Annotated in this window: 20 protein-coding genes and 1 pseudogene; 11 read left to right on the top strand and 10 right to left on the bottom strand. The window is 69.8% G+C overall.

The features are described 5' to 3' along the window. The first annotated feature begins 449 nt into the window (after window positions 1-449). From IH26_RS0131970 to IH26_RS0131950, 5 genes are all read left to right on the top strand, one after another. Window positions 450-1,382: a metal ABC transporter solute-binding protein, Zn/Mn family gene (locus tag IH26_RS0131970; RefSeq protein ID WP_051808898.1), complete on the top strand. Its 933-nt coding sequence runs from the start codon at window positions 450-452 to the stop codon at window positions 1,380-1,382. Between the two features lie 7 nt (window positions 1,383-1,389). After that, entirely contained in the window at window positions 1,390-2,217 is an 828-nt protein-coding gene (locus tag IH26_RS0131965) for a metal ABC transporter ATP-binding protein (protein ID WP_030439977.1), read from the top strand. After that, on the top strand, window positions 2,214-3,119 hold the full coding sequence (locus IH26_RS0131960; protein ID WP_030439976.1) for a metal ABC transporter permease: 906 nt from the start codon (window positions 2,214-2,216) through the stop codon (window positions 3,117-3,119). Before IH26_RS0131965 ends, IH26_RS0131960 begins: the two co-directional genes overlap by 4 nt. 284 nt (window positions 3,120-3,403) lie before the next feature. Further along, a complete protein-coding gene (locus IH26_RS0131955; RefSeq protein WP_245665715.1) occupies window positions 3,404-4,771 on the top strand; it encodes a M20/M25/M40 family metallo-hydrolase in 1,368 nt (455 codons plus the stop codon). A gap of 27 nt (window positions 4,772-4,798) precedes the next feature. Then, window positions 4,799-6,268 (top strand): MFS transporter, encoded by a 1,470-nt coding sequence (locus IH26_RS0131950; protein WP_084599219.1) that lies wholly within the window; start codon window positions 4,799-4,801, stop codon window positions 6,266-6,268. Between the two features lie 484 nt (window positions 6,269-6,752). Here IH26_RS0131950 and IH26_RS0131945 read toward each other — a convergent pair whose 3' ends face one another. Together IH26_RS0131945 and IH26_RS0131940 are read right to left on the bottom strand one after the other, a co-directional pair. After that, a complete protein-coding gene (locus IH26_RS0131945; protein ID WP_051808868.1) occupies window positions 6,753-7,277 on the bottom strand; it encodes a hypothetical protein in 525 nt (174 codons plus the stop codon). 11 nt (window positions 7,278-7,288) lie between these two features. Beyond that, window positions 7,289-7,501, bottom strand: a complete 213-nt coding sequence (locus IH26_RS0131940; RefSeq protein ID WP_030439972.1) for a hypothetical protein — start codon at window positions 7,499-7,501, stop codon at window positions 7,289-7,291. A gap of 681 nt (window positions 7,502-8,182) precedes the next feature. On the opposite strand from IH26_RS0131940, the pseudogene IH26_RS64680 reads away from it, so the two are divergent. Next, a pseudogene (locus tag IH26_RS64680) lies at window positions 8,183-8,266 on the top strand (methyltransferase); the annotation flags it as partial. 601 nt (window positions 8,267-8,867) lie between these two features. Here the strand turns inward: IH26_RS64680 and IH26_RS63290 are convergent. Further along, window positions 8,868-9,206 (bottom strand): hypothetical protein, encoded by a 339-nt coding sequence (locus IH26_RS63290; RefSeq protein WP_030439971.1) that lies wholly within the window; start codon window positions 9,204-9,206, stop codon window positions 8,868-8,870. A 370-nt stretch (window positions 9,207-9,576) separates the two neighbouring features. Between IH26_RS63290 and IH26_RS0131930 the strand changes: the two genes are divergently transcribed. From IH26_RS0131930 to IH26_RS0131920, 3 genes are all read left to right on the top strand, one after another. Then, window positions 9,577-9,801, top strand: coding sequence for a hypothetical protein (locus IH26_RS0131930; RefSeq protein ID WP_030439970.1), 225 nt, complete (start codon window positions 9,577-9,579; stop codon window positions 9,799-9,801). 214 nt (window positions 9,802-10,015) lie between these two features. After that, window positions 10,016-10,219 (top strand): transcription antiterminator/RNA stability regulator CspE, encoded by a 204-nt coding sequence (gene cspE, locus IH26_RS0131925; RefSeq protein WP_030439969.1) that lies wholly within the window; start codon window positions 10,016-10,018, stop codon window positions 10,217-10,219. Window positions 10,220-10,554: 335 nt separating this feature from the next. Beyond that, window positions 10,555-10,836 carry a hypothetical protein gene (locus tag IH26_RS0131920; protein ID WP_051808866.1) on the top strand — a complete coding sequence of 94 codons (282 nt, stop codon included), beginning with the start codon at window positions 10,555-10,557 and terminating at the stop codon, window positions 10,834-10,836. A gap of 319 nt (window positions 10,837-11,155) precedes the next feature. Here IH26_RS0131920 and IH26_RS0131915 read toward each other — a convergent pair whose 3' ends face one another. Further along, entirely contained in the window at window positions 11,156-11,815 is a 660-nt protein-coding gene (locus IH26_RS0131915; RefSeq protein ID WP_169789851.1) for a fibronectin type III domain-containing protein, read from the bottom strand. A gap of 572 nt (window positions 11,816-12,387) precedes the next feature. Between IH26_RS0131915 and IH26_RS54240 the strand changes: the two genes are divergently transcribed. Continuing rightward, the gene (locus tag IH26_RS54240) at window positions 12,388-14,538 is read left to right on the top strand and encodes an alpha-L-fucosidase (RefSeq protein WP_245665714.1); all 2,151 of its coding nucleotides are present in this window, start codon (window positions 12,388-12,390) and stop codon (window positions 14,536-14,538) included. 59 nt (window positions 14,539-14,597) lie between these two features. On the opposite strand, the gene IH26_RS0131900 is transcribed toward IH26_RS54240, so the two are convergent. Both IH26_RS0131900 and IH26_RS0131895 read right to left on the bottom strand, forming a co-directional pair. Next, the gene (locus IH26_RS0131900; protein WP_030439966.1) at window positions 14,598-16,061 is read right to left on the bottom strand and encodes a benzaldehyde dehydrogenase; all 1,464 of its coding nucleotides are present in this window, start codon (window positions 16,059-16,061) and stop codon (window positions 14,598-14,600) included. 2 nt (window positions 16,062-16,063) lie between these two features. After that, window positions 16,064-17,560 (bottom strand): GMC family oxidoreductase, encoded by a 1,497-nt coding sequence (locus tag IH26_RS0131895; protein ID WP_034216398.1) that lies wholly within the window; start codon window positions 17,558-17,560, stop codon window positions 16,064-16,066. A gap of 118 nt (window positions 17,561-17,678) precedes the next feature. On the opposite strand from IH26_RS0131895, the gene IH26_RS0131890 reads away from it, so the two are divergent. After that, window positions 17,679-18,614: an AraC-like ligand-binding domain-containing protein gene (locus IH26_RS0131890; protein ID WP_157437492.1), complete on the top strand. Its 936-nt coding sequence runs from the start codon at window positions 17,679-17,681 to the stop codon at window positions 18,612-18,614. A 1-nt stretch (window position 18,615) separates the two neighbouring features. Here the strand turns inward: IH26_RS0131890 and IH26_RS56315 are convergent, their stop codons facing one another. The 4 genes from IH26_RS56315 to IH26_RS0131870 all read right to left on the bottom strand — a co-directional run. After that, complete coding sequence (locus tag IH26_RS56315; protein WP_051808862.1) at window positions 18,616-19,170, bottom strand: enoyl-CoA hydratase-related protein; 555 nt, start codon at window positions 19,168-19,170, stop codon at window positions 18,616-18,618. Further along, entirely contained in the window at window positions 19,167-19,505 is a 339-nt protein-coding gene (gene fdxA, locus IH26_RS0131880; RefSeq protein ID WP_030439962.1) for a ferredoxin, read from the bottom strand. Before fdxA ends, IH26_RS56315 begins: the two co-directional genes overlap by 4 nt. Before the next feature lie 89 nt (window positions 19,506-19,594). Continuing rightward, complete coding sequence (locus tag IH26_RS0131875; RefSeq protein ID WP_211268789.1) at window positions 19,595-20,581, bottom strand: NAD(P)/FAD-dependent oxidoreductase; 987 nt, start codon at window positions 20,579-20,581, stop codon at window positions 19,595-19,597. Window positions 20,582-20,583: 2 nt separating this feature from the next. After that, window positions 20,584-20,968 (bottom strand): AMP-binding enzyme (locus IH26_RS0131870; RefSeq protein WP_030439960.1); only part of this gene is annotated, 385 nt, incomplete at its 5' end.

The following is a 20,968-nucleotide window of genomic DNA, read 5'->3' as shown; positions in this document are numbered from 1 at the left end:
CGATGTTGAGCGGCGACCCCAACGCATCGATCAATCGGCTCAGCAGACCTTTTCCGCCGGAGCGGAGGCCGTTGTCGGATCGACTCTGGGCGCGAGAAAGAGCGACAAAGCGACTCCCAACGAGCCGCCGGGGGCAAGGAACAAGCAGCTCTCCGCGTCGAGAACGCTGCGTATCGACGGCCTGCCTCAACGGAACCGAGGGCGGCAGTTCGCGCCAAGAGACGCCCGGAGGAATGAATAAGCGTGGCCTGATCGGCATGGCGGAACCAGCATATGTAAATGTGCATTCAGCCGCATGCGTGCCTTCGACACGACCCATTCCGTGCGGCATTCTGGGGTGCGAGAGGAGAATCACTTCGCGCGGGTTGCGCGACGGGCGAGAACGACCCTACGGTCTAACCGACATGGAAATCATTTCCAGGAAGGCCTCACGGAGGGTGAACATCGTGATGACGCGTCGGAGCACCGGACTGTTGGGCACCGGCGTGCTAGCGCTGGTGATGGCGGCGTCAGCCTGCGGCTCGTCGGCGGATGGCAGCCCGGGGCCGGGCGGTGCCAGTTCCGGTGGCGGCACGGCGCTGTCGGTGGTGGCGGCGACGAACGTCTACGGCGACGTGGTCAAGCAGATCGCCGGCGACCGGGTGGACGTGACGTCGATCATCAGCGACCCCGACGCCGATCCGCACTCCTACGAGGCGAACAGCCGGACCCAGTTGCAACTCTCGAAGGCCGACGTGGTGATCGAGAACGGCGGCGGCTACGACGACTTCTTGGACACCATGCTGAAGGCGGCCAACAACTCCGATGCGACGGTTCTCAACGTGGTTCGTATCTCCGGCAAGACGGCACCGAGCGGCGGCGAGCTCAACGAGCACGTCTGGTACGACTTCCCGACGGTTGAGAAGCTGGTGACCCAGCTGGTGGGCACCCTGTCGGCCAAGGACCCGGCGGACGCGTCGGCGTTCCAGGCCGGCGGTGCCGCCTTCACCCAGAAGCTGAAGCAGATGGAGAGCACCGAGGCGTCGATCAAGGCCGCGCACTCGGGTGCGGGCGTCGCGATCACCGAGCCGGTCCCGCTGTACCTGCTCGAAGCGTGTGGGCTGGTCAACAAGACGCCGAAGGAGTTCAGCGAGGCGATCGAGGAAGGGACCGACGTGTCCGCCGGTGTCCTCGCCGAGACGCTGGGCCTGTTCGCCCGCAAGGAGGTTTCGCTGCTGGCCTACAACGAGCAGACCTCCGGCCCCGAGACGGAGAAGGTCAAGAACGCGGCGCAAGCCGCCGGCGTGGCGGTCGTCCCGGTCACCGAGACCCTGCCGGCTGGCAAGGACTACGTGAGCTGGATGACCGGCAACCTGTCGGCGATCCAGACGGCACTCGGATAGGGCGGACATGTCACCACGCTCAACCAGACCGGCGCTCGAGATCCACGACGCCTCCTTCAGCTTCGGCGTCCGCCGGCTCTGGTCGCATCTGGATCTGCTCGTTCAGCCGGGCGAGTTCCTCGCCGTGCTCGGCGCCAACGGATCCGGTAAGACCAGCCTGCTCCGGGTCATCCTGGGCCAGCAGCGCCTCACCAGCGGCACCGTCACCATCGCCGGGCATCCGGCCCGCCGGGGCGGCCGGGACATCGGCTACGTCCCGCAGCAGCGCCGGGTCGACCCGCTCACCCCGTTGCGTGCCCGCGACCTGGTCGGCCTGGGTCTCGACGGGCACCGCTGGGGCATCGGATGGCGCAACGCCGGCCGGCGCCGCCGCGTCGACGCGATCCTCGACCAGGTCGGCGCGGGGGCCTACGCCGACCGGCCGGTCGGCCTGCTGTCCGGGGGTGAGCAGCAACGGGTCCGGATCGCGCAGGCCCTGGTCGCCGGCCCGAAGTTGCTGCTGTGCGACGAGCCGTTGCTGTCGCTCGACCCGCAGAGTCAGAGCACCACCACCGCGCTGGTGGACCACAGCCGGCGCACCGGCGACACCGCGGTCCTCTTCGTGACCCACGAGATCAACCCCGTGCTCCCGTACGCCGATCGCGTGCTCTACCTGGCCGGCGGCCGGTTCCGCATCGGCACGGTCGACGAGGTCCTCACCTCGCGGACGCTCAGCGAGATGTACCGCACCCCGGTCGAGGTCATCCGCTCCGGCGGCCGGATCCTGGTCGCCGGCCTGCCCGAGACCCACGGACACGCCGGCCACCAAACACTCGACGCGGTGGCCGCGCAGTGAGCCTCTGGCGGCAGATCTTCAACTTCGCCGACTACGGCCAGCTGCTCGCGCTGGTGCACAACTCGATCCTCGCCGGCCTCGTCCTCGGCGTGGTCGGCGGCCTGATCAGCACCTTCGTCATGATGCGCGACCTGCCCTTCGCCGTACACGGGATCAGCGAGCTCTCCTTCGCCGGCGCGTCGGCCGCCCTGCTGCTCGGCGTCAACGTCGTCGCCGGGTCGCTGGCCGGCTCCATCATCGCCGCCCTGACCATCGGCGCACTCGGCCGGCGGGCCCGCGACCGCAACTCCATCATCGGCGTGCTGATGCCGTTCGGGCTGGGCCTCGGCGTCCTGTTCCTGTCACTCTACAAGGGACGCTCTGCGAACAAGTTCGGCCTGCTCACCGGGCAGATCGTCGCCGTCGACACCCCACAGCTGTCCTGGCTGCTCGCCACCTCCGCGGTCGTCCTGCTCTGCCTCCTGCTGATCTGGCGCCCGCTCACCTTCGCCAGCACCGATCCCGAGGTGGCCGCCGCCCGGGGCGTGCCGGTCGACGCCCTCTCCCCGGCCTTCATGCTGCTGCTCGGCCTGACCGTCGCGATGTCCATCCAGATCGTCGGCGCCCTGCTCGTACTCAGCATCATCTGCACACCGGCCGCCGCCGCCATGCGGATCACCGCCGCCCCGCGCCTGGTCACCACGCTCAGCGTGCTGTTCGCCGTCTGCTCCGTGGTCGGCGGCATCCTGCTCGCCCTCGGCAGCAGCATCCCGATCAGCCCCTACGTCACCACCATCTCGTTCGCCATCTACCTGACCTGCCGGCTGATCGGCAACCGCCGCAGCCGGCACGGCTGGTCCGCCCCGCGACCCGGCGCCGACGACGCCCGTGTCTCCACGCCTGTCGCTGCACAGCACCACTGATCGGCAGGCGACCACGGGATGGAGAAGGTGTCGCCGTGACGGTTCCCGCCGAGCAGGATCGCGCCGTCCGGCCGAGATCTCGTCGTCCGGTGTACAACGGCGCGGTGCTGGCAGTCGCATTGGCAGCGGGCGCCGTGTTGATGCTGGGCGGACAAGGACACCCACGCCAGGTCACGGCTTCGGGACGATCAACTCGACCTGCACCACCGCGAAACTGTCGTTCTACCTGAGCATCAACACCGCCGGGACAACGACGTCGGCGCCTCGCCCGGTAAGGTCATCGCGTGCTGGATTCCGCGGGTGCCGCGTCCCCCGACGCGGCGGAGGACGCCGCGCTCGATGCGTTGCGCGCGCTGGTGCGGATCCCCACCGTGAGCCGCCGGCAGGCCGAGGACGTCGAAGAGGGCGTCTTCGAACGCTTCCACACCGAGCTACGGACGCGGTTTCCCCTGCTGCACGAGCACCTCGAGCTGACCCGTGTCGGCTCGGCCGGTCTGCTCTTCCGCTGGGCCGGCCTCTCGAACAACGGCGCTCACCGGCCGGTCGTGCTCATGGCCCATCAGGACGTCGTGCCGGTCGAGCCGGGCGACCCGTGGCAACATGATCCGTTCGGCGCCGAGCTCGTCGACGGCTACGTCTGGGGCCGTGGCACCCTCGACGACAAGGGCCCGCTCGTCGCGGTGTGCGCAGCGGTCGAGAGCCTGCTCGCCGCCGGTTTCACCCCAGCCCAGGACGTCTGGCTCTTCTTCGGCTGCGACGAGGAGGTCAGCGGCGGCTCGGCCTTGGCGGCCGTCGAAGAACTGCGCCGGCGCGGCGTTGAACCGTGGTTCGTGCTCGACGAAGGCGGCGCGGTCGCGTCGGGCGTGGTCCCCGGCATCGCCGTGCCGCTGGCAGTCATCGGTGTCGCCGAGAAGGGCGTGACAAATGTCGAGCTGCGCGTCGAGGGCCGCGGCGGCCACGCCTCGGTACCCGCCCGGCTGGGCCCGACCGCACGCCTGGCCAGAGCGGTCACCAGGATCGACGCGATCAAGCACCCCGGGTACGTGCCGGACGCCACGGTGGAGTTCTTCCGCCGGCTCACGCCGTACGCCCCGGTGATCGTGCGCCCGCTGGTGAAGCATGCCGGGCGGCTGCGCCCGCTGCTGGCGAGCGTCCTCGGCAGGCTTGGGCCGGAAGTGTCATCGATGACCCGCACGACCGCGGTGGCCACGACGCTGTCGGGCTCCCCTGCCCTCAACGTCGTGGCGACGGCCGCAGTGGCCGGGGTCAACGTCCGGGTCATGGTCGGCGACAGCGTGGACGACGTCCTGATGCGCATGCGCCGAGCCGTCGCCGACGATCAAGTGACCTTCGAGGTCGTCGACCACAATGAACCGTGCCCACTCTCCCCGATCGACGACGACGCCTTCCGGCTGCTGGAGACGACCGTCGGCACGGTGTTCCCCGAGGCTGTCACGGTTCCCTACATCATGATGGCCGCGACCGACTCCCGGCACTTCACCCCGATCTGCCCGCGCATCTACCGTTTCGCGCCGCTGCGGATGTCGAAGGATCAACGCGCCGCGATCCATTCCTACGATGAACGCGTGGGCGTCAAGGACTTTCACGACGGGGTGACGTGGTACCGGCGTCTGCTCCAGAATCTCGCCTGAACACGCGTTGTTGGAGAGGAGCCGGCGATGGGCCAACCCGAGTCGATCAGCGACCCCATCGCCCTCGGCGGCGCGCCCGCGAGTTCCCGTGTACCGGGACTCGTGCGCATTGTCGGGTTCCTCGTCTGCGTAGAGGTAGCCAGCGGCATCCTGCAGGGCTACTACACCCCGATCTGGAAAGACATCGCCGGTCACCTCGCGATGAGCGACGCCGACGTCAACTGGTTCGAGGCCGCGCAGCTGATCGTGGCGGCGCTCGCCGTGCCGCCGATGGCCAGGCTCGGCGACATGGCCGGGCACAAGCGCGTGCTCGTCGCCTCGACAGCCGTCACAGCGCTCGGCTCGTGGATTTTGGTGTTCTCGCCCACCTTCGTGACCTTCCTCATCGGCTTCGCGCTGCAGGGCGCGTACGTCGTCTGGCTGCCGATGGAAATCTCGATCATTTACCGGCGTACGGCCGGCAGCCCACGCCAGCACGCGCTCACCCGCAACGCGGCGGCAATCCTTGTCGGCGCCCTCGAACTCGCCGTGATCGTCGGCGCGCTGACCAGCGGTGCGCTCGTCGGGTCCACGTCCATGTCGGTCGTCCTCGCGCTGCCCGCGATCGCTGTCACGCTCGTGCTGGTCCTCGTCGCCGGCGGCATCGAGCATGTGCCAGGCCACGGAATGACCGACCCCGACCTGCCCGGATTCTGCCTACTGACCCTCACCCTCGGCCTCGTCATGGCCGGGCTCATCACCATCCGCCTGCAAGGCCCGGCGAGCATCCTGGCCTGGGGCCTGATCGTCCTCGGCCTCGCCGCGCTCGTCGTGTTCACCCGATTCGAGGCCGGGCGCCGGCACCCGTTCGTCGACGTGCGCCTGCTCGCCTTGCCCACGCAGTGGCCGGTGCAGTTGACCGCGTTTCTTTTCGGCATGTCGGTGCTCGGGGCGCAGATCCCGCTGTCCACGTTCGCGCGGACCGATCCGGACACTGCCGGATACGGGCTCGGTGCCGACGCGTCATTCGTCTCCGCGCTCATCGGCGTATATGTCATCAGCCTGGCGATCGGGGCGTTCACCCTCCCTGCGGTCTCGCGGCTGCTGGGCACCCGCGCGGCGTACGTCCTGTACTGCCTGCTCGTCGCCGTCGGCTACGCACTCTGGTTGCCGTTCCACGCCACCCCGCTGCAAGCCGTGATCAATATGGTGATCGCCGGGATCGGCTCGGGCGCCCTGGTCGCCGCGCTGCCGGCCTCGGCCGCCGCCGGCGCACCGCCCGCCGCAACCGGCCTGGCAACCGGGATGACGAACGCCACGAAAACCGTCGGCGGCGCGATCGCATCATCGATCTTCGCGATCGCGCTGACCGCCACCGGTTCCCTCGACGACCCCGCCGCCGGACACGCACCCCTCTCCGGATACATGATCGTATGGTCGGTGTGTGCCACCGCTGCACTCCTTGCCGCGATCACACTCATCCGCCTTCCGCCGACTCACCGTGCCGGCCCGGGTTAGCGCCGCCCGCCGCCTGCTCACCGCGGAAGCCGCCGGCTACCGCACTGCCCAGGGCGAGGGATGCGCCGCAAGGCCCGCTACTTGGCCGGCGCGCACGTCCGCCGGCAACGGACGAGTCCGCCGGCGGCCCCGCTTGGGCACTGGTCAGGTAGGCCGCCAGGCCGGGCGGCCGTTCTCGGCGGATAACGCAGCTGCCCAGAGACTCTGCCGCCACCATGCCCGGCGACTCCTGCGAGCAGACGCCGGGCCACATTTCCAAAACGGCGGGATGCTCGTCGCCTACAGGCGATTGTTGCCCTGCTCGATATCGAATTCGACCGCTGATTCTCCGCGAGGCTGTGGAAGCCGGACGTCGCGATCGCCGAGAAGGGCGCGAGCAGGGTGCGTTGAACTCATGCAGGGGGCGGTGGATCACGAACGTGCCGATGGCGCGTGTGTCTGAGCCGTCCTCGCCGTCTCGCCGAGCCGGGCCGTCAGCCTGATCTCACTCGATCAGCTTGGCGACCGGGCGTCGCGTGGTGCGCGGTGCGACCGCTCCGGTGGCATGGCGCCCCAGACGGATCATCAGGTAAAGATGGGCCAACTCGGGCACCACAGTTCGTAGGGAGCTGCGGGCTTCGGCGTGCGGTATCGGTGCGCTGAACGGTAGCACTGACACTCCGAGTTCGGCGGCGACCAGCGAGCCGGCCGAGAGGGCTTCGCCGGCATGCAACCAGTCCAGAGTCTCATCGCGGGGGCCGTGCAGCACCGCAAATGTTGCGGCCCGGTCGTGGTCACCGTGGGCGATGGGCAGTCGCAGGCCGTCGACGGCGCCGACGATGCGGCCCGCGCCGGTCCACAACATCAGCTCGGCGTGCCACTGCGTGTCGGCCGGGTCGTGGTCGCGGGCATGAGCGGCCACCACCGCGAGCCCGAGGATCTGATCAGGACGTAGCACTCCGAGGCGCACGTGGCCGTGGCCGCGGAGGCCGCGGGCGCCGGCTGCTGCCGACACCGATGACGAAGCCATCGGTCAGCCCCCTACTCTTTGCTCCGGGTGTTCTCCCCGGTCTGGGGTACGAGCGACAGGCGGAGGCCGGCGGAGGTCTCTTCGACGAGGAACGTCTCGGTGCGTCCCTGGTCGGGCAACATCGCGTCGTAGAGTTCGGCGTTCGCGATTTCGACTGTTCCGCCGGCACGGCTGATGAGGACCGCCAGCACGGCGCGGAGATTGACATCGCTGAGATAGCGCACGAGCAGACGCCCTTTCCATGAACGTATAGATATTGCCGGACGTCGGTCCGGCTTTGCGGCTCGACCAGCTCGTCAGTAGCGAGCCAGGTCGAACCGGATCGAAGCAAGAGAGTATGTTCCGAACAGGTACTCAGGCGGGTCAGGTAGTTCGCTCGCCCGGGAAGAGTTCGAAAGTAGTGGGCGAGCGCAGCAGGCGCTTTCCTGCTTCCCGAGCGATCTTTGTCAAGAAGCCTGAAAACCGACCCCCTTTCGTCGCGCAGATTCCAGAGGGCCAGTTCCGGCCGCCGTCGACGATCTTTTCATGCGACCCTCACGGCGATGGGAGGAATGACCGCCGCGGCATCTGGCGACGCGCTCGTACAGTCAAGCCTGGAGTGACGCTACGCCGTTACACCGAGTCAAGGCCATGCCTCCGTCCGTGAAGGTTGTCGGCGACGATCTGGAGAAGCGGTCATCACCGTCGTGCTCGACAAGGCGAGACTCGCCTCGGCCTCTTCTGCTGATCACGGCCTTGCCGGGCACGCTCCGGTGGTGCCGGCGTGGACGATGTCATCCTTCGTGGTCCGGCGGTAGCGGACGGGGTTCCGCCGCCGCTGACCCGCGCTTACGTACTGTCAAGCAGATCATTGATGTGATTCTGGGCCAACGCCTGGGGCCGGCGGTCAAGCGTTGGCCCGGTATGTGCTGGATCACCCGAGGGTCGTGGCTGATCGGCGCGTTCTCGATGTGGCCACCGGCCGCGGAGTGGCCGCCATCGCCGCAGCCAAAGCGGGCGCCTCCGCGGTGACCGCGAACGACATCGGCCCGTATGCACTCGTGGCCGTGGCGACCGACCTGGCCGCGCGAATGCAGGGCTTCCTGCAGCGTGCGCAGCCCCGCGGCGCGCTGGTCCTGATCGGCGATCCCGATCGCGGACATCTGCCGGTCCGGTGGCTTGAGGTGTTGAGCAGGTACTGCGTGTCCGGCCTCGGCGCGGCCATGGACGCGAAGATCAGCCGGGTCTCCGTGCTCGCCATGGCCGGGCCCGGGACGGCGAAATGCCGGCCCGGCGCAGCCGGCCAGCCCCGCCGGGAAGGACACGCGGCGGCTGCGTGCAGCGTCGAGGACCAAGCGGCGTCCAGCCCTGTCCGGGACGCCATCGGACTGCAACCGCAAACGGTCCCTGTCTGGAAAGGCAGGACCCCGTGGCGGTCTGTGACGCTAAGGCGTCGTCGCGGGGTCAGGAAGCTGGTCGGTGGGTGGTGCGGGGTTGGTGGGCGCGGTCGGCCAGGTGTAGCTGGCTACGGGAGCAGCGGCGGTGGCCGCGGTCGAGCGGCGCGGGTCGATCAGTTCCGTGGAGGGCGGAGACGGGACGACGGGCTTCGTGTCAGTCTTCGTTCTCTCGTCTGTCGAGCAGGTGTGCCCGCTGCTCAAGGGCCGCTTCTCGCTCGTCGAGCATGGATTCCCGCCGCGCTTGTGTTTCGTCGCGGCGGTCGGCGGCCTCGGCGCGCCAGTCCAATGCCTCACCTGGACCGGGTGCGGCGTCGAGCGGACTGGCGGTGGGTTGCTGCTGTTCCCGGTCGGCCTGGTGCTCATCGCTGACCGTCCGCAGCCGCTCCAGCGACGCGGCCATCTCGGCGGTGAGGTGATCGTTGGGCACGGATTCACTGTGCACCACGACGGTTGTGTCGCGGGCGGTGACCGCGTTTTTCGTCGTCCATCTCATCCCACCTCACCACCCGGGCCGTCCGGCTGGGACACCGCGGCCACCAACGACAGCGGTCCCTGCCTGCGAAGGCCGGGACCGGGTGGCGGTTGGGAGACGTCTCGGCGGTCGCTCCCGGAGTCGTGATGGGTCGGGTTGGCCCATGCCGCCTGCACGAACGAGGGCCCCGGTGAAGCACCGGGGCCCACGTAGATTTTCTGGTCTTCGGATCCCCGCTTCGCGCCGGAGCCCGCGGTGGTGACGGCGCACGGGCCGGCTGCCGAATACGCGGCGCTATCGCGGCTGCCCGATCCTGTGGTGCGGGCGGCACTACTGTTCACCCGCGCGGTGGGGCACCTTCGGACGGTCTCACGCGACTAGCGTCTACGACATGGCGACCACGGTGCTACGCGTCCGGCTCATCAGCGGCGACCGCATGGACATCACATACGACAGTCCCGACGTCTCCGACCCGGCCGAGCTTGTGGAGCATGTGATCTCGACGCTGGCGCAGGAGTCGGGGGTGCTGCGCGCCAGGCACGGTGATCGTCTCGTGGTGCTCTACGGCAGGGGCATCGCGGCGATCGAGGTGGCGCCTCGTGGCGCTGTGCTGTGACGCGGCCGCGCACATCGGCTGGCGGGAGACCGATTCCGTGCTATGGTGACCCAGTTGCAGTTTTGATTTCCGTAGACGTTTTCAGCGCCTGATGGGTCTCATCCGAAACCCGTCCGGCGCTTTTTCGTTTTCGTGTCGTTTCGGCGCGGGTGATCAACGCGGCGGCGTAGGGGTTCGCACAGTGCGGTCTCTAACAGCCTGCTAAGGAGCAGACATGACTACAGGTACCGTGAAGTGGTTCAACGCGGATAAGGGCTTCGGCTTCATCGCCCCGGACGACGGCGGCGCCGATGTCTTCGCCCACTTCTCCGCCATCTCGGCGAGCGGCTTCCGCAGCCTCGACGAGAACCAGAAGGTGGAGTTCGACATTACGCAGGGCCAGAAGGGCCCGCAGGCGGAGAACATCCGCCCGCTCTGATCCACGCTTCGCGAACGGCGGTCTGACTGATTCAGCGGGCCGTCGTTTCGGCGTCTCGGCGCCGGCCGTGCCTCCTGGTTCTTCGCAGCATCGTGAAGGTCGGGTCGGCCGAGGCCAGGACCCTCCTCGGGGGTATGGCTAGACGCGCCCGGGTGCTTTGCCTCGATCGGCGACCGGCCGAACTCGCGTCGTCGCCACCCATCCCGGGGGAGCATGGACGTATGGTCGCGGCTCAGGTAAGCACGGCACGCACCCGACTCGACGCCTCGCGCTCGCGATGAAGTGCGGCAACCCAACGCCGGAGCACACCGCGCGACATCTTGAAGGAGATGACAATGACAACAACGTACTCGGGCCCGGCGAAGCTGATCCTGGCCGACGGCGCATGCATCTCCGGCATGGCCTCGCTCAGCACCAACCAGCGCGGAGGGATCGACGGCTGGAGCGGCACGTTCCGTCCCGACAAGATCACGACAGACCTTCGCGACGCAGGCGAAGGGCTTCAGTTGGAGCTGCCTTACGACCGGGCGGGGACAGTCGCCGTCACGGGCATGCGCAAGCTCCTCGCCACTCAGGTTCTGATGTCGCTGGCAGGCCGTGGACCCGCACCATTCTAGTGGCGCGCCGCAGGAATGCCCCACCCTCATAGGCGGCGACGGCCTGCTTGTAGCCGGCCACCAATTACAGGTTCTGTCCCCGGAGTAGACGACCGGCGTGCCCGCGGCCCGCGGTCGTCGCGGGCTCCCGCGCCCATCGGCGGCTGGACCGGGCCAGATCCTTCATCGAGAGCCCCGCAGTGGGACCGATCTCGGCCGCCCTCGGTCGCCGTGGCGGTCAGGACGCCACCCGAGCCCCCGAACCCCATGGGCGTGGGGTACCAGGCCGCCGCTTGGCGCTGGAGGTCGCAGGCCTCCAACGCCAAGCGGTCGTCGCTGTTCAGCTTGACGGGATCGTGAGCGTCACCGGCGCGCTCAGATCGGAGAGGTAGTTGTCGGTGCCGATGGCTTGAACGGTGAAGGTGTAGGTGTTTCCCGCCTTGACCCCCTCGGAGACGACGAGTTCCCGCACGGTCACGCTGGTCTTCGACGTGGCCCACGCCCAGGTGCCGTTGGCGAAGAGCTGGTAGGAGACGTGGCCGTTGAAGACCGAGGCGTCCCAGGCGATGCCGGTGAGGGCGCCGCTGGTGAATACGCCGCGCAAGTTGGCCGGCGCCGTGGGCGGCGGACCGGTGCGCGCCAGCGTCGTGAACTGGGTCGACGCGGACGCCGAGGCGTTGCCGGCGAAGTCGACCGCGCGCACCGACACGGTGTACGTCTGGCCGGCCGTCAGCCCGCCGAACGCCACCGTCGGGTCCGACACGATCTGCGTGTATGGCCCGGTCGTCTGGTTGATCGTGACCTCGTAGTAGAGCGAGCCCGAGTTGTCGGTCGAGGCGTTCCAGGTCACTGTCGCGAAGGTGAACGACACATTGGACGCGGTCAGCCCGGTCGGCACGGTCGGCGGCTTCGTGTCGGCCGCCGCCCGCGCCGGACCGGCGCCGAGCAGGGTCACGGACGCCGCGACCGCCACCACGACCGCGGCAAGCACGCGCCACACGCGCGGCAGGTTTGTCGAGAGGCGATTCATTTCGGATGGATCTCCCGTCTGGTTCTGGACCGAATGACCACCCGCACCGTCCCACCGGCCCCTGAAACACGGCTGACGCGGCCCTGAAAGAGCCGAGGTTTGCATCTGCGGTGGTTGTTCAGGGTGAAGGTGCGGCACGCGCGCGAACGGCCAGATCCTGTCCATCGCCCAGAACCAGGCGTTGTTCTCCCTGCTCGGGACCTCCGGCCTTCCTCATGCGGGGCCGGTCCATGCCGATCGGTCGAGTTGGGGAGGGGTCGGCGCCAGCGTAGGCATCGTCGTTGGATCGATCGGCGAATTCGACGGTGACGCGCTCCTCGAGCCCCGATCGCGCGATGTACGCGGCCAAGGTTCGCGGCAAGGGCCAGTACGAGATTCTGTGGCCGAGCGGCGCGCGGTAATCCCATGTCTGGCAGGATTGACCGGGCTTCCCGGTGTTTCTGGACAGCAACGGGCATCAACGGTTAATAAATTCATCCCATGGCCGGGATCGGTAGGCGCCAGTTTCTGGCCGGGCGGGCGGAGTAGCGGCGGGTGCGGTGGTGAGCAGCGTGTTCGGTGCGCGGGGTGCGCAGGCGGCGTCGGCGGCATACACGGCGTCGTGGGATTCGGTCAATCAGCATCCGGCCGCTCCGGAGTGGTTCCGGGACGCGAAGTTCGGGATCTACGCCCACTGGGGCGTGTTCAGCGTGCCGGCGCACGACAGCGAGTGGTACCCGCGCAACATGTACATCTCGGGCAGCGAGGCCAACACGCACCACATCGCCACCTACGGTGACCCGTCGGTGTGGCCGTTCCACAACTTCATCAACGGTGCCCGGGACCTGGCCGGCAACTACGTCGAGTTCGCCCCGAAGCTCAAGTCGCAGGGTGGCGGGTTCGACCCGGACGAGTGGGCGCAGCTGTACGTGGACGCCGGCGCCCGGTTCGCCGGCCCGGTGTCCGAGCACCACGACGGTTTCTCGATGTGGGACAGCCAGGTCAACGAGTGGAACTCGGTCGGCAAGGGGCCCGGCCTCGACCTGCTGAAGCTGTTCGCCGACGCGATCCGGAAGAAGAACCTGAAGCTGCTGGTCGCGATGCACCACGCGTACCACTTCAACGGCTACTACGACCACGTACCGGCGCAGACCGACGCGAGCCTCAAGAAGCTGTACGGCCAGCTCGGCACGACGGCGCAGAACCAGCTCTGGTACGACAAGCTCAAAGAGGTCATCGACCTGGCCCAGCCGGACATCATCTACCAGGATTTCAAGCTCGACGCGGTCGACGAGACCAAGAGCCTCGAGTTCCTGTCGTACTACTTCAACCAGGCCCAGACCTGGGGCCGCGAGGTCGTCACCACGTACAAGGATGGATACAACAGCCACGGCGAGATGTATGACTTCGAGCGCGGCGGCCCGGACGACCTCACCGCGCCGTACTGGCTCACCGACGACAGCGTGTCCAGCTCCAGCTGGTGCTACACGGTCGGGATCGGCTACTACTCCCGGCAGCAGCTGCTGCACGCGCTGATCGATCGGGTCAGCAAGGGCGGCACCATGCTGCTCAACATCGCCCCGATGGTCGACGGCTCGATCCCGCAGGCGCAGCAGGACCTGCTGCTGGGCATCGGCGACTACCTGGGCCGGTTCGGCGAGTCGATCTACTCGACCCGGGCCTGGACCGCCTACGGCGAAGGCCCGACCAAGATGGGCGGCGGCTCGTTCACCACGCCGAAGGTCGGCACCGCCGCGGACATCCGGTTCACCAGGACCAAGGACAACACCATCCTGTACGCGACGGTGCTGGGCTGGCCCGGCAGCTCGCTGACGATCACGACGCTCGCCTCGGACCGTATCGACCTCGGCAGCCTCGCCTCGGTGCAGTTGCTGGCCTCGACCGTGGCACCCACCTTTGTGCGGAACGCCTCCGGCCTGACCGTCACGTTGCCCTCGGCCGCGCCGTTCACTTCCGACGCGTACGTGCTGAAATTGATCTTCTCCGGCCAGATACCCACGCTGCGGCCGCTGACCGGCGCCGTGGTCTTCGGGGATGTCGGCTACGCCGGCGCGAGCGCCGTGCTGCCGGTCGGCAGCTACACCGCCGACCAGCTGACGCTCGCCGGGATCGTCCCGCTGAGCATCTCGTCGGTCGAGCTCGCGCCCGGCTGCCAGCTGGTCGGTTACCCCGGCGACAATTTCACCGGTACGGCGTGGACGCTCACCGCGGACAGCACCGACCTGCGGGTCACCGGCGGCAACGACCAGATCACCTCGCTGAAGGTGATGTTCAGCCAGTCCGGCTGGTTCCGGCTCACCAACGTCACCGACGGCCTGGTCCTCGACAGCGGCGGCACCGTGGCCGCCGGCTCCAATCTCAAACAGTGGAGCTGGGACGGCAGCACCAACCTGCAGTGGCAGCCCGTCGAGCTCGGCAACGGCTACTACAAGCTGGTCAACCGCACCAGCGGCATGGTCGCCGACGGCTGGGGCTACACCATCGACGGCCAGCCCGCCCGCCAGTACACCTGGAACGGCGGCACCAACCAGCAATGGCTGATCACCCACCGCGGCGACGGCCGCTACTCCATCGCCAACCGCACCACCGGCCTGTGCCTCGACGGCGGCGGCAATGTCTCCACCGGCTCCAACGTCAAGCAGTGGACCTGGACCAACAGCACCAACCTGATGTGGACCTTCACCCAGGTCTGAGCGGAGGTGCCCGGGCGGCGGGGTGACCCGCCGCCCGGGGGCCGTATTTCCGGAGGTTCTCAGAAGGGGAAACCGTGCGCCTGGTCGCGGGCGGTGACCCACTGCCACTGGGTGAATTCGTCCCAGCTGCTCTGCGAGCCGAACCGGCTGCCGTTGCCGGAGGCGCCGGTGCCGCCGAAGGGGGCGTAGGCGTCGTTGTTGAGGGTCTGGTCGTTGATGTGCACGATGCCGGTGCGCAGCCGGGCGGCGATCTGCCGGCCCCGGTCCACCGAGCCGGTCTGCACGGCGGCGACCAGGCCGTACTCGGTGTCGTTGGCGACCGCGACCGCCTCGTCGTCGTCGCGGACCACGACGACCGGGGCGACCGGCCCGAAGATCTCCTCGCGGAACGCCGGCATCGCGGCGGTCACGCCGGCCAGCACGGTGGGGCGATAGAAGAGGTCCTCGTACGTGCCGCCGGTGCGGATCTCGGCGCCGGCCTCGACCGTCTGCTCGACGATGCGGTGCACGTTGTCGCGCTGCCGGCTGTTGATCAGCGGGCCGAGGGCGACCTGGCCGGTGAACGGGTCGCCGACCGGCAGCGACTGGGCCCGTTTGGCCAGGCGCTCGAGATACTCGTCGGCGACCGACTCGTGCACGATGTGCCGGCCGGCGGTCATGCAGACCTGGCCCTGGTGCAGGAACGCGCCCCACGCCCCGGCCGAGCTGGCGATCTCGAGGTCGGCGTCGTCGAGCACGAGCAGCGCATTGTTGCCGCCGAGCTCCAGGGAGACCCGTTTGAGGGTACGACCGGCGGTGGCACCCACCTCCCGGCCGACCGCGGTCGACCCGGTGAAGGCGATCATCGCGACGTGCGGGTCGGCGACCAGGGCCGCGCCGGGCACCGCATCGCCCGGGAGCACGTGCAACAGGCCCGAGGGTAGCCCGGCGGCCTCGAACAGCCGGGCCACCAGCGTCCCGCCGGAGACCGCGGTCTGCGTGTCCGGCTTGAGGACCACGGCGTTGCCCAGGGCCAGGGCCGGCGCGACCGCCCGGATGGAGAGGATCAGCGGGAAGTTCCACGGGCTGATCACGCCGACCACGCCGAGCGGCACCCGGCGGGCCACGCTCTCCCGGCCCGGTTCGCTGCTGGGCAGCAGGTGCCCGCACGGCTGGGTGGGCAGCGCCGCCGCCTCCCACAGCTCACCGAGGGCGAGGTCGACCTCGAAGGCGGCCTTGCCGGGTACGGCACCGCCCTCCCGGACGAGCCACTGCTCGAACTCGGCCCGGTTGGCGGACAGCACCGCGGCGGCCTCGCGCAGCACGGCCGCGCGGGCCGGGCCGATCGTGGCGGCCCACCCCGGCTGCGCCTGCGCGGCGCGGACGGTCGCCGCGGCCACGTCGTCGGCGTCGGCGAGGCCGACCTCGGCGAGGACGGCCCCGGTGGCCGGCTCGGTCGCGGCCAGGACGCCGCCGTGCGCGGCCCGCCACCCGTCGCTGAAGACGCGCCCGCTCCACGCGGTGCCGTCGTCGAGAAGTCCCATCGTCACGCTCCCTCGATCGTGCCCCGGACCAGGTCGGCGGCCTTCTCGCCGATCATGATCGTGGCGGCGTTGGTGTTCCCGCAGACGACCGTCGGCATCACCGAGGCGTCCGCCACGCGCAGGCCGGTGAGGCCGTGCACGCGAAGGTCGGGGCCGACGACCGCGTCCGGGCCGGTGCCCATCGCGCAGCTGCCGACCGGGTGGTAGTAGGTGCCGGTGCACAGGCGCGGGTCGAGGTCACCGGGCAGCACCTCGCGGCCGCGCCACCCGTCGAACGCCCCGGCCGCCGCGATCTGCCGGGCGACCTCGATGCCCTCGCGCAGCCGCCGTATGTCCTCCTCGGCGCCGAGATAGTTCGGGTCGATCAGCGGCCGGGCGTCGGGGTCGGGGCCGGCCAGCCGGATCGACCCGCGCGCCTCGGGGATCGTGGCGATGCCGAACGTGAAGCTGTTCTCCGGCGCCTGCAGGCTGGGCTGGTGGAACGGCAGGTGGATGAACATCAGTTGCATGTCGGGACCGGGCCGGGACGCGTCGCTGCGCCACAGCATCGACACCTCGGCGTGGTTGGCGGTTCCGGGCGGGATCGGCCGGGTGGCCTCGAAGACCACGCTGAGCAGCGGGTGGTCGTGCAGGTTGCGGCCGACGCCGGGCAGGTCGTGGGTCACCGCCACGCCGGCCCGCTCGAGGTCGGCGGCCGCGCCCACGCCGGAGAGCAACAGCAGGCGGGGCGAGTCGACGGCGCCGGCGCTGAGGATCACTTCGCCGTCGGCGTACGCGGTGACGAGCTCGCCGGCCAGGTCGTACTCCACGCCGGTGCACCGGCCGTCCGCGACGAGCAGCCGCCGCACCCGGGCCCCGGTGACGACGGTGAGGTTGGGGCGCTCCGCGCGTACCGGATGCAGGTAGGCCACCGCCGTGCTCTGCCGGGCGCCGCCCGCGATGGACAGGTCGTGCCAGCCTGCCCCCTCGGCCACGGCACCGTTGAGGTCGGCCGTGCTCGGGTGTCCGGCCTCCGCGGCGGCGTCGAGGAACACCGCCGACAGCGGGTTCGGCGTGACCGACGGCGCCGGCCGCATCGGGCCGGAGTCGCCGCGGTAGCGCGGGTCGCCGGCCGCGGTCTCCATCCGCCGGAAGTACGGCAGCACCGACTCGTAGTCCCAGCCGTGGCAGCCCGCCTTGGCCCAGCCGTCGAAGTCGGCCGGGTGCCCGCGCAGGTACACCATCGCGTTGATGCTGCTCGACCCGCCGAGGGTGCGGCCGCGCGGCCAGTTGTGCACCGACCCGCCGGTGCCCGCCTGCGGGACGGTGTCGTACGAGTAGTCGACCTCGGTGCCCCACAGGGCCGGCCAGGCCGGCGGCACCGCGATCTCGGGGCGGGTGTCGGCGGGGCCCGCCTCCAGCAACAGGACCCGCCGGTCGGGATCCTCCGACAGCCGGGCGGCGAGCACGCTGCCCGCCGAGCCGGCACCGATCACCACGTAGTCGTAGCCGAGCGACATCGCCCACCTCCATGTTTCCGACTTGCTACGCACTCTTGTCAGGGCGGCGGCGTCGCTGTTGACTATTAGCGCCACGGCCCTTGTCGTGCAGCGACAAGTCGCGTGGGGAGGTGCCCCGGTGACGACGACAAAAATGACAAACCTCGCCGCCGACGGTTGGCGCGAGCAGCTGGGCAGTGCCTTCGGGCAGCTGACCCCCTCGGCCCTCGACAGCGCGGCGCCGGTCGGCCGGCTCGCCGGCACCCGGCTCGGCGCGCTGATGGCCTACCAGGTCAGCGGCACCCCGCAGGTGGTGCTGCGATCCCGCGGCGCGGTCCGGCGGGTGCCCTTCGAACTGCTGAAGATCTGCCTGCCGCTGGCCGGCCGGGCCGTCGTCCACCAGGACGACCGGGAGATCGCCATCGCCCCGGGCCAGATGGCCGTCTACGACACCGGGCGGCCGTACCAACTGCGCCTGGAACAGCAGTGGACCTGCGCGGTGATCGCGTTCCCGCGGGCGGCGCTGCACCTGCCCGAGCATCTCGTCCTGGCGTCGATGAGCCGGGCCTGGCCGCTCACCGGCGGCCCGGCCGCCGTGCTGGCCAGCTTCGTCTCGTCGGCGGTCGACCAGCGCGACGCGATCGGCGGCGCCTCCGCGGACCGGCTCGGCGAGGCGGGCCTGCACCTGCTGGCCGGCACCTTCACCGAGGCCGCGACCCCGCTCGGCGACGGTGCCGCGGACGCGCAGCGGTTGCAGGTCCTCGACTACGTGCGCGCCCATCTGGCCGACCCCGAGCTGACCCACGCCCGCGTCGCGGCGGTCCACCACATGGCCGCCCGTACGCTGCACCGCCTCTTCGAACACGAACCGTGCACGGTCACCGACCACATCCGTGCCTGGCGCCTCGAGGCGGCGATGCGCGACCTCACCGACCCGCTGCTGGCGCACCGCAGCATCGCCGCGATCGCGGCCCGATGGTGCTTCCCCGGCCAGGCGCATTTCACCCGCGCGTTCCACGCGCGCTACGGCGTCAACCCCTCCGCGGCCCGCCGCGACGCCATCCGGAGGGCGTGACTCACCGACCGGTCCAGGCCGGCCGCCGCTTCTCGACGAATGCCCGCTGGCCCTCGCCGGCGTCGGCGGTGTCGAACAAATCGGCGAGGAGTTCGTCGTTCAGCCGCCAGGCGGTCTCTTCCCCGACGCCTTCGGCTGCCGCCCGGGCGACGCGCAGGGTCGCGGCGACGGCCAGCGGGGCGGGGGCGCGGATCTGCTCGGCTAGGGTCCGCGCCGTTTCGTACACCAGGTCCGGCTCGGCCAGCGCGTGGCCGTTGACCGCCGCGATGATCGGCTTGGTGCGCGGGAAGCGTACGAAGCCACCGAAGCCGGCCCGGTGTCCGGCGATCTTCGGCCCGTCGCCCGCGGCGAACGCCTTGAGGTCGGCGCCGGCGCAGAAGACCCGGCCCCGGCCGGTCAGGACGGCGACGCGCGCCCGCGGGTCGTTCTCGAACGCGGAGAGGGTCTCCGCCATCGCGTCGCACACCGCGAGGTCGACCGCGTTCAGGTCGTCCGGCCGGTTGAGCGTGATGGTCGCGATGCCGTCGGCGAGCTCGTACTCCACCACCGCGGTCATGCGGTCGCCATCCTCGCCACCAGCGGCGTGTCGACGCCGATCGGTCCGGTCTTGTGGGCGCCGCCGGGCGCGCCCAGCGGATCGTCCCGGCCGCGCAGCAGCTCGGTGAAGAACCGGCGGTTGTCCTCGACGAACTCCTGGTATTCGGCGGCGACGCGCCGGTCCTGGCTGATGGCCTCGACCGGGCAGACCGGTTCGCAGGCGCCGCAGTCGATGCATTCCTTGGGGTTGATGTAGAGCTTCCGGTCGCCCTCGTAGATGCAGTCGACCGGGCACTCCTCGATGCACGACTTGTCCATGACGTCGATGCAGGGCCCGGCGATGACGTACGGCATGCGTTCCTCCTTGACTCCCTAGCTGGGCGAGATACTCGCGGGGCGAGATACTCGCGGGGCGAGATACTCACTGAGCGAGGCATCGGCGGTCAGGGCACTGGCGCCGGGTTGTCGGTCGAGTGGCCCGGGAACAGCTGCGCGCCGGGGTCGATGTGCACGGCGGCGTTGTTGACCGCGGTGGCGACCTCGCCGAATCCGACCGCGATGAGCCGTACCTTGCCGTCGTAATGGACGATGTCGCCGGCGGCGAAGACACCCGGCACGTTCGTACGCATGGCGCTGTCCACGACCAGATGCCGGTTGTCGTGCAATTCGACGCCCCAGCCCCGCAGCGGGCCGAGCGCGGCCGTGAAGCCCAGCGCGGCGACCAGTCGCTGGCAGTCCAGCCGCCGTGGCGCCTCCTCACCGGCGACGGTGACCTCGACGTGTTCCAGCACGCCGTTGCCGCCGGTGACGGTGACCTGCGCCTCGCGGATCACCGCGACCGGGGATTCTTCCAACTGCCGCAGCGAGCCGTGGTGAGCACGGAACTGCTGGCGACGGTGAACCAGCGTCACCGTGCGCGCGACCGGGTGCAGCATCAGCGCCCAGTCGACGGCACTGTCGCCGCCGCCCACGACGACGACATCCTTACCCTCGTACGGGCGGGCCGATGGCACGAAGTAGTCGAGGCCCCGCCCCAGGTACTCCTCACCCGCCGGCAACCGGCGCGGGGTGAACGTGCCGATCCCGCCGGTCACGACGATCGCCCGGCAAGTGATCTCGGTGCCCGCGCTGGTCCGCACGCGCAGCAGTTCCGGTTCGTGGTGCAGGTCCTGTGCCTCCTGGCCGAGCAGGTATTTGGGCCGGTACGGCGCCGCCTGCTCGACGAGGCCGGCGACCAGGTCGCGGCCGGCAACGGCGGGGAAACCGGCGATGTCGAAGATCTGCTTCTCCGGGTACATGGCGCTCACCTGGCCACCCACCTGGCCGAGGGAGTCGACGACGGCGGTGCGCAGCCCCCGGACGCCGGCGTAGTAGGCGCCGAACAGGCCCACCGGCCCGGCCCCGACGATGAGCAGATCGGTGTCCACGATGGTCATGGCGCCTCCGCCAGCCGGGCGACGAGTTCCCGGACCCGGTAGCGCTGCATCTTGCCGGTCGCGGTCTTCGGGAGTTCCTCGACGAACAGGACGTGCCGGGGCCGTTTGAACGCCGCGAGGCCGTCCCGGCACCAGCGGATGAGTTCGTCCTCGGTGGCAGTGTCGCGGACGACCACGGCGGCGACCGGCTTGTCGAGTCCGTTCTTGTCGGGCAGCCCGACGACGGCGGCCTCCGCGACCGCGGGGTGCTGCAGCAGGCGGGCCTCGACCTCGGCCGGGGAGACCCAGATGCCGCCCGCCTTGAGCAGGTCGTTGCTGCGGCCCAGGCAGGTGTAGTGGCCGGTCGGGGTGCGGATATAGGTGTCGCCGGTGCTGAGCCAC

It is taken from the genome of Actinoplanes subtropicus (assembly GCF_000721705.1).
GTDB classification, from domain to species: domain Bacteria; phylum Actinomycetota; class Actinomycetes; order Mycobacteriales; family Micromonosporaceae; genus Actinoplanes; species Actinoplanes subtropicus.
This window is presented reverse-complemented; position numbering and strand designations above follow the sequence as displayed.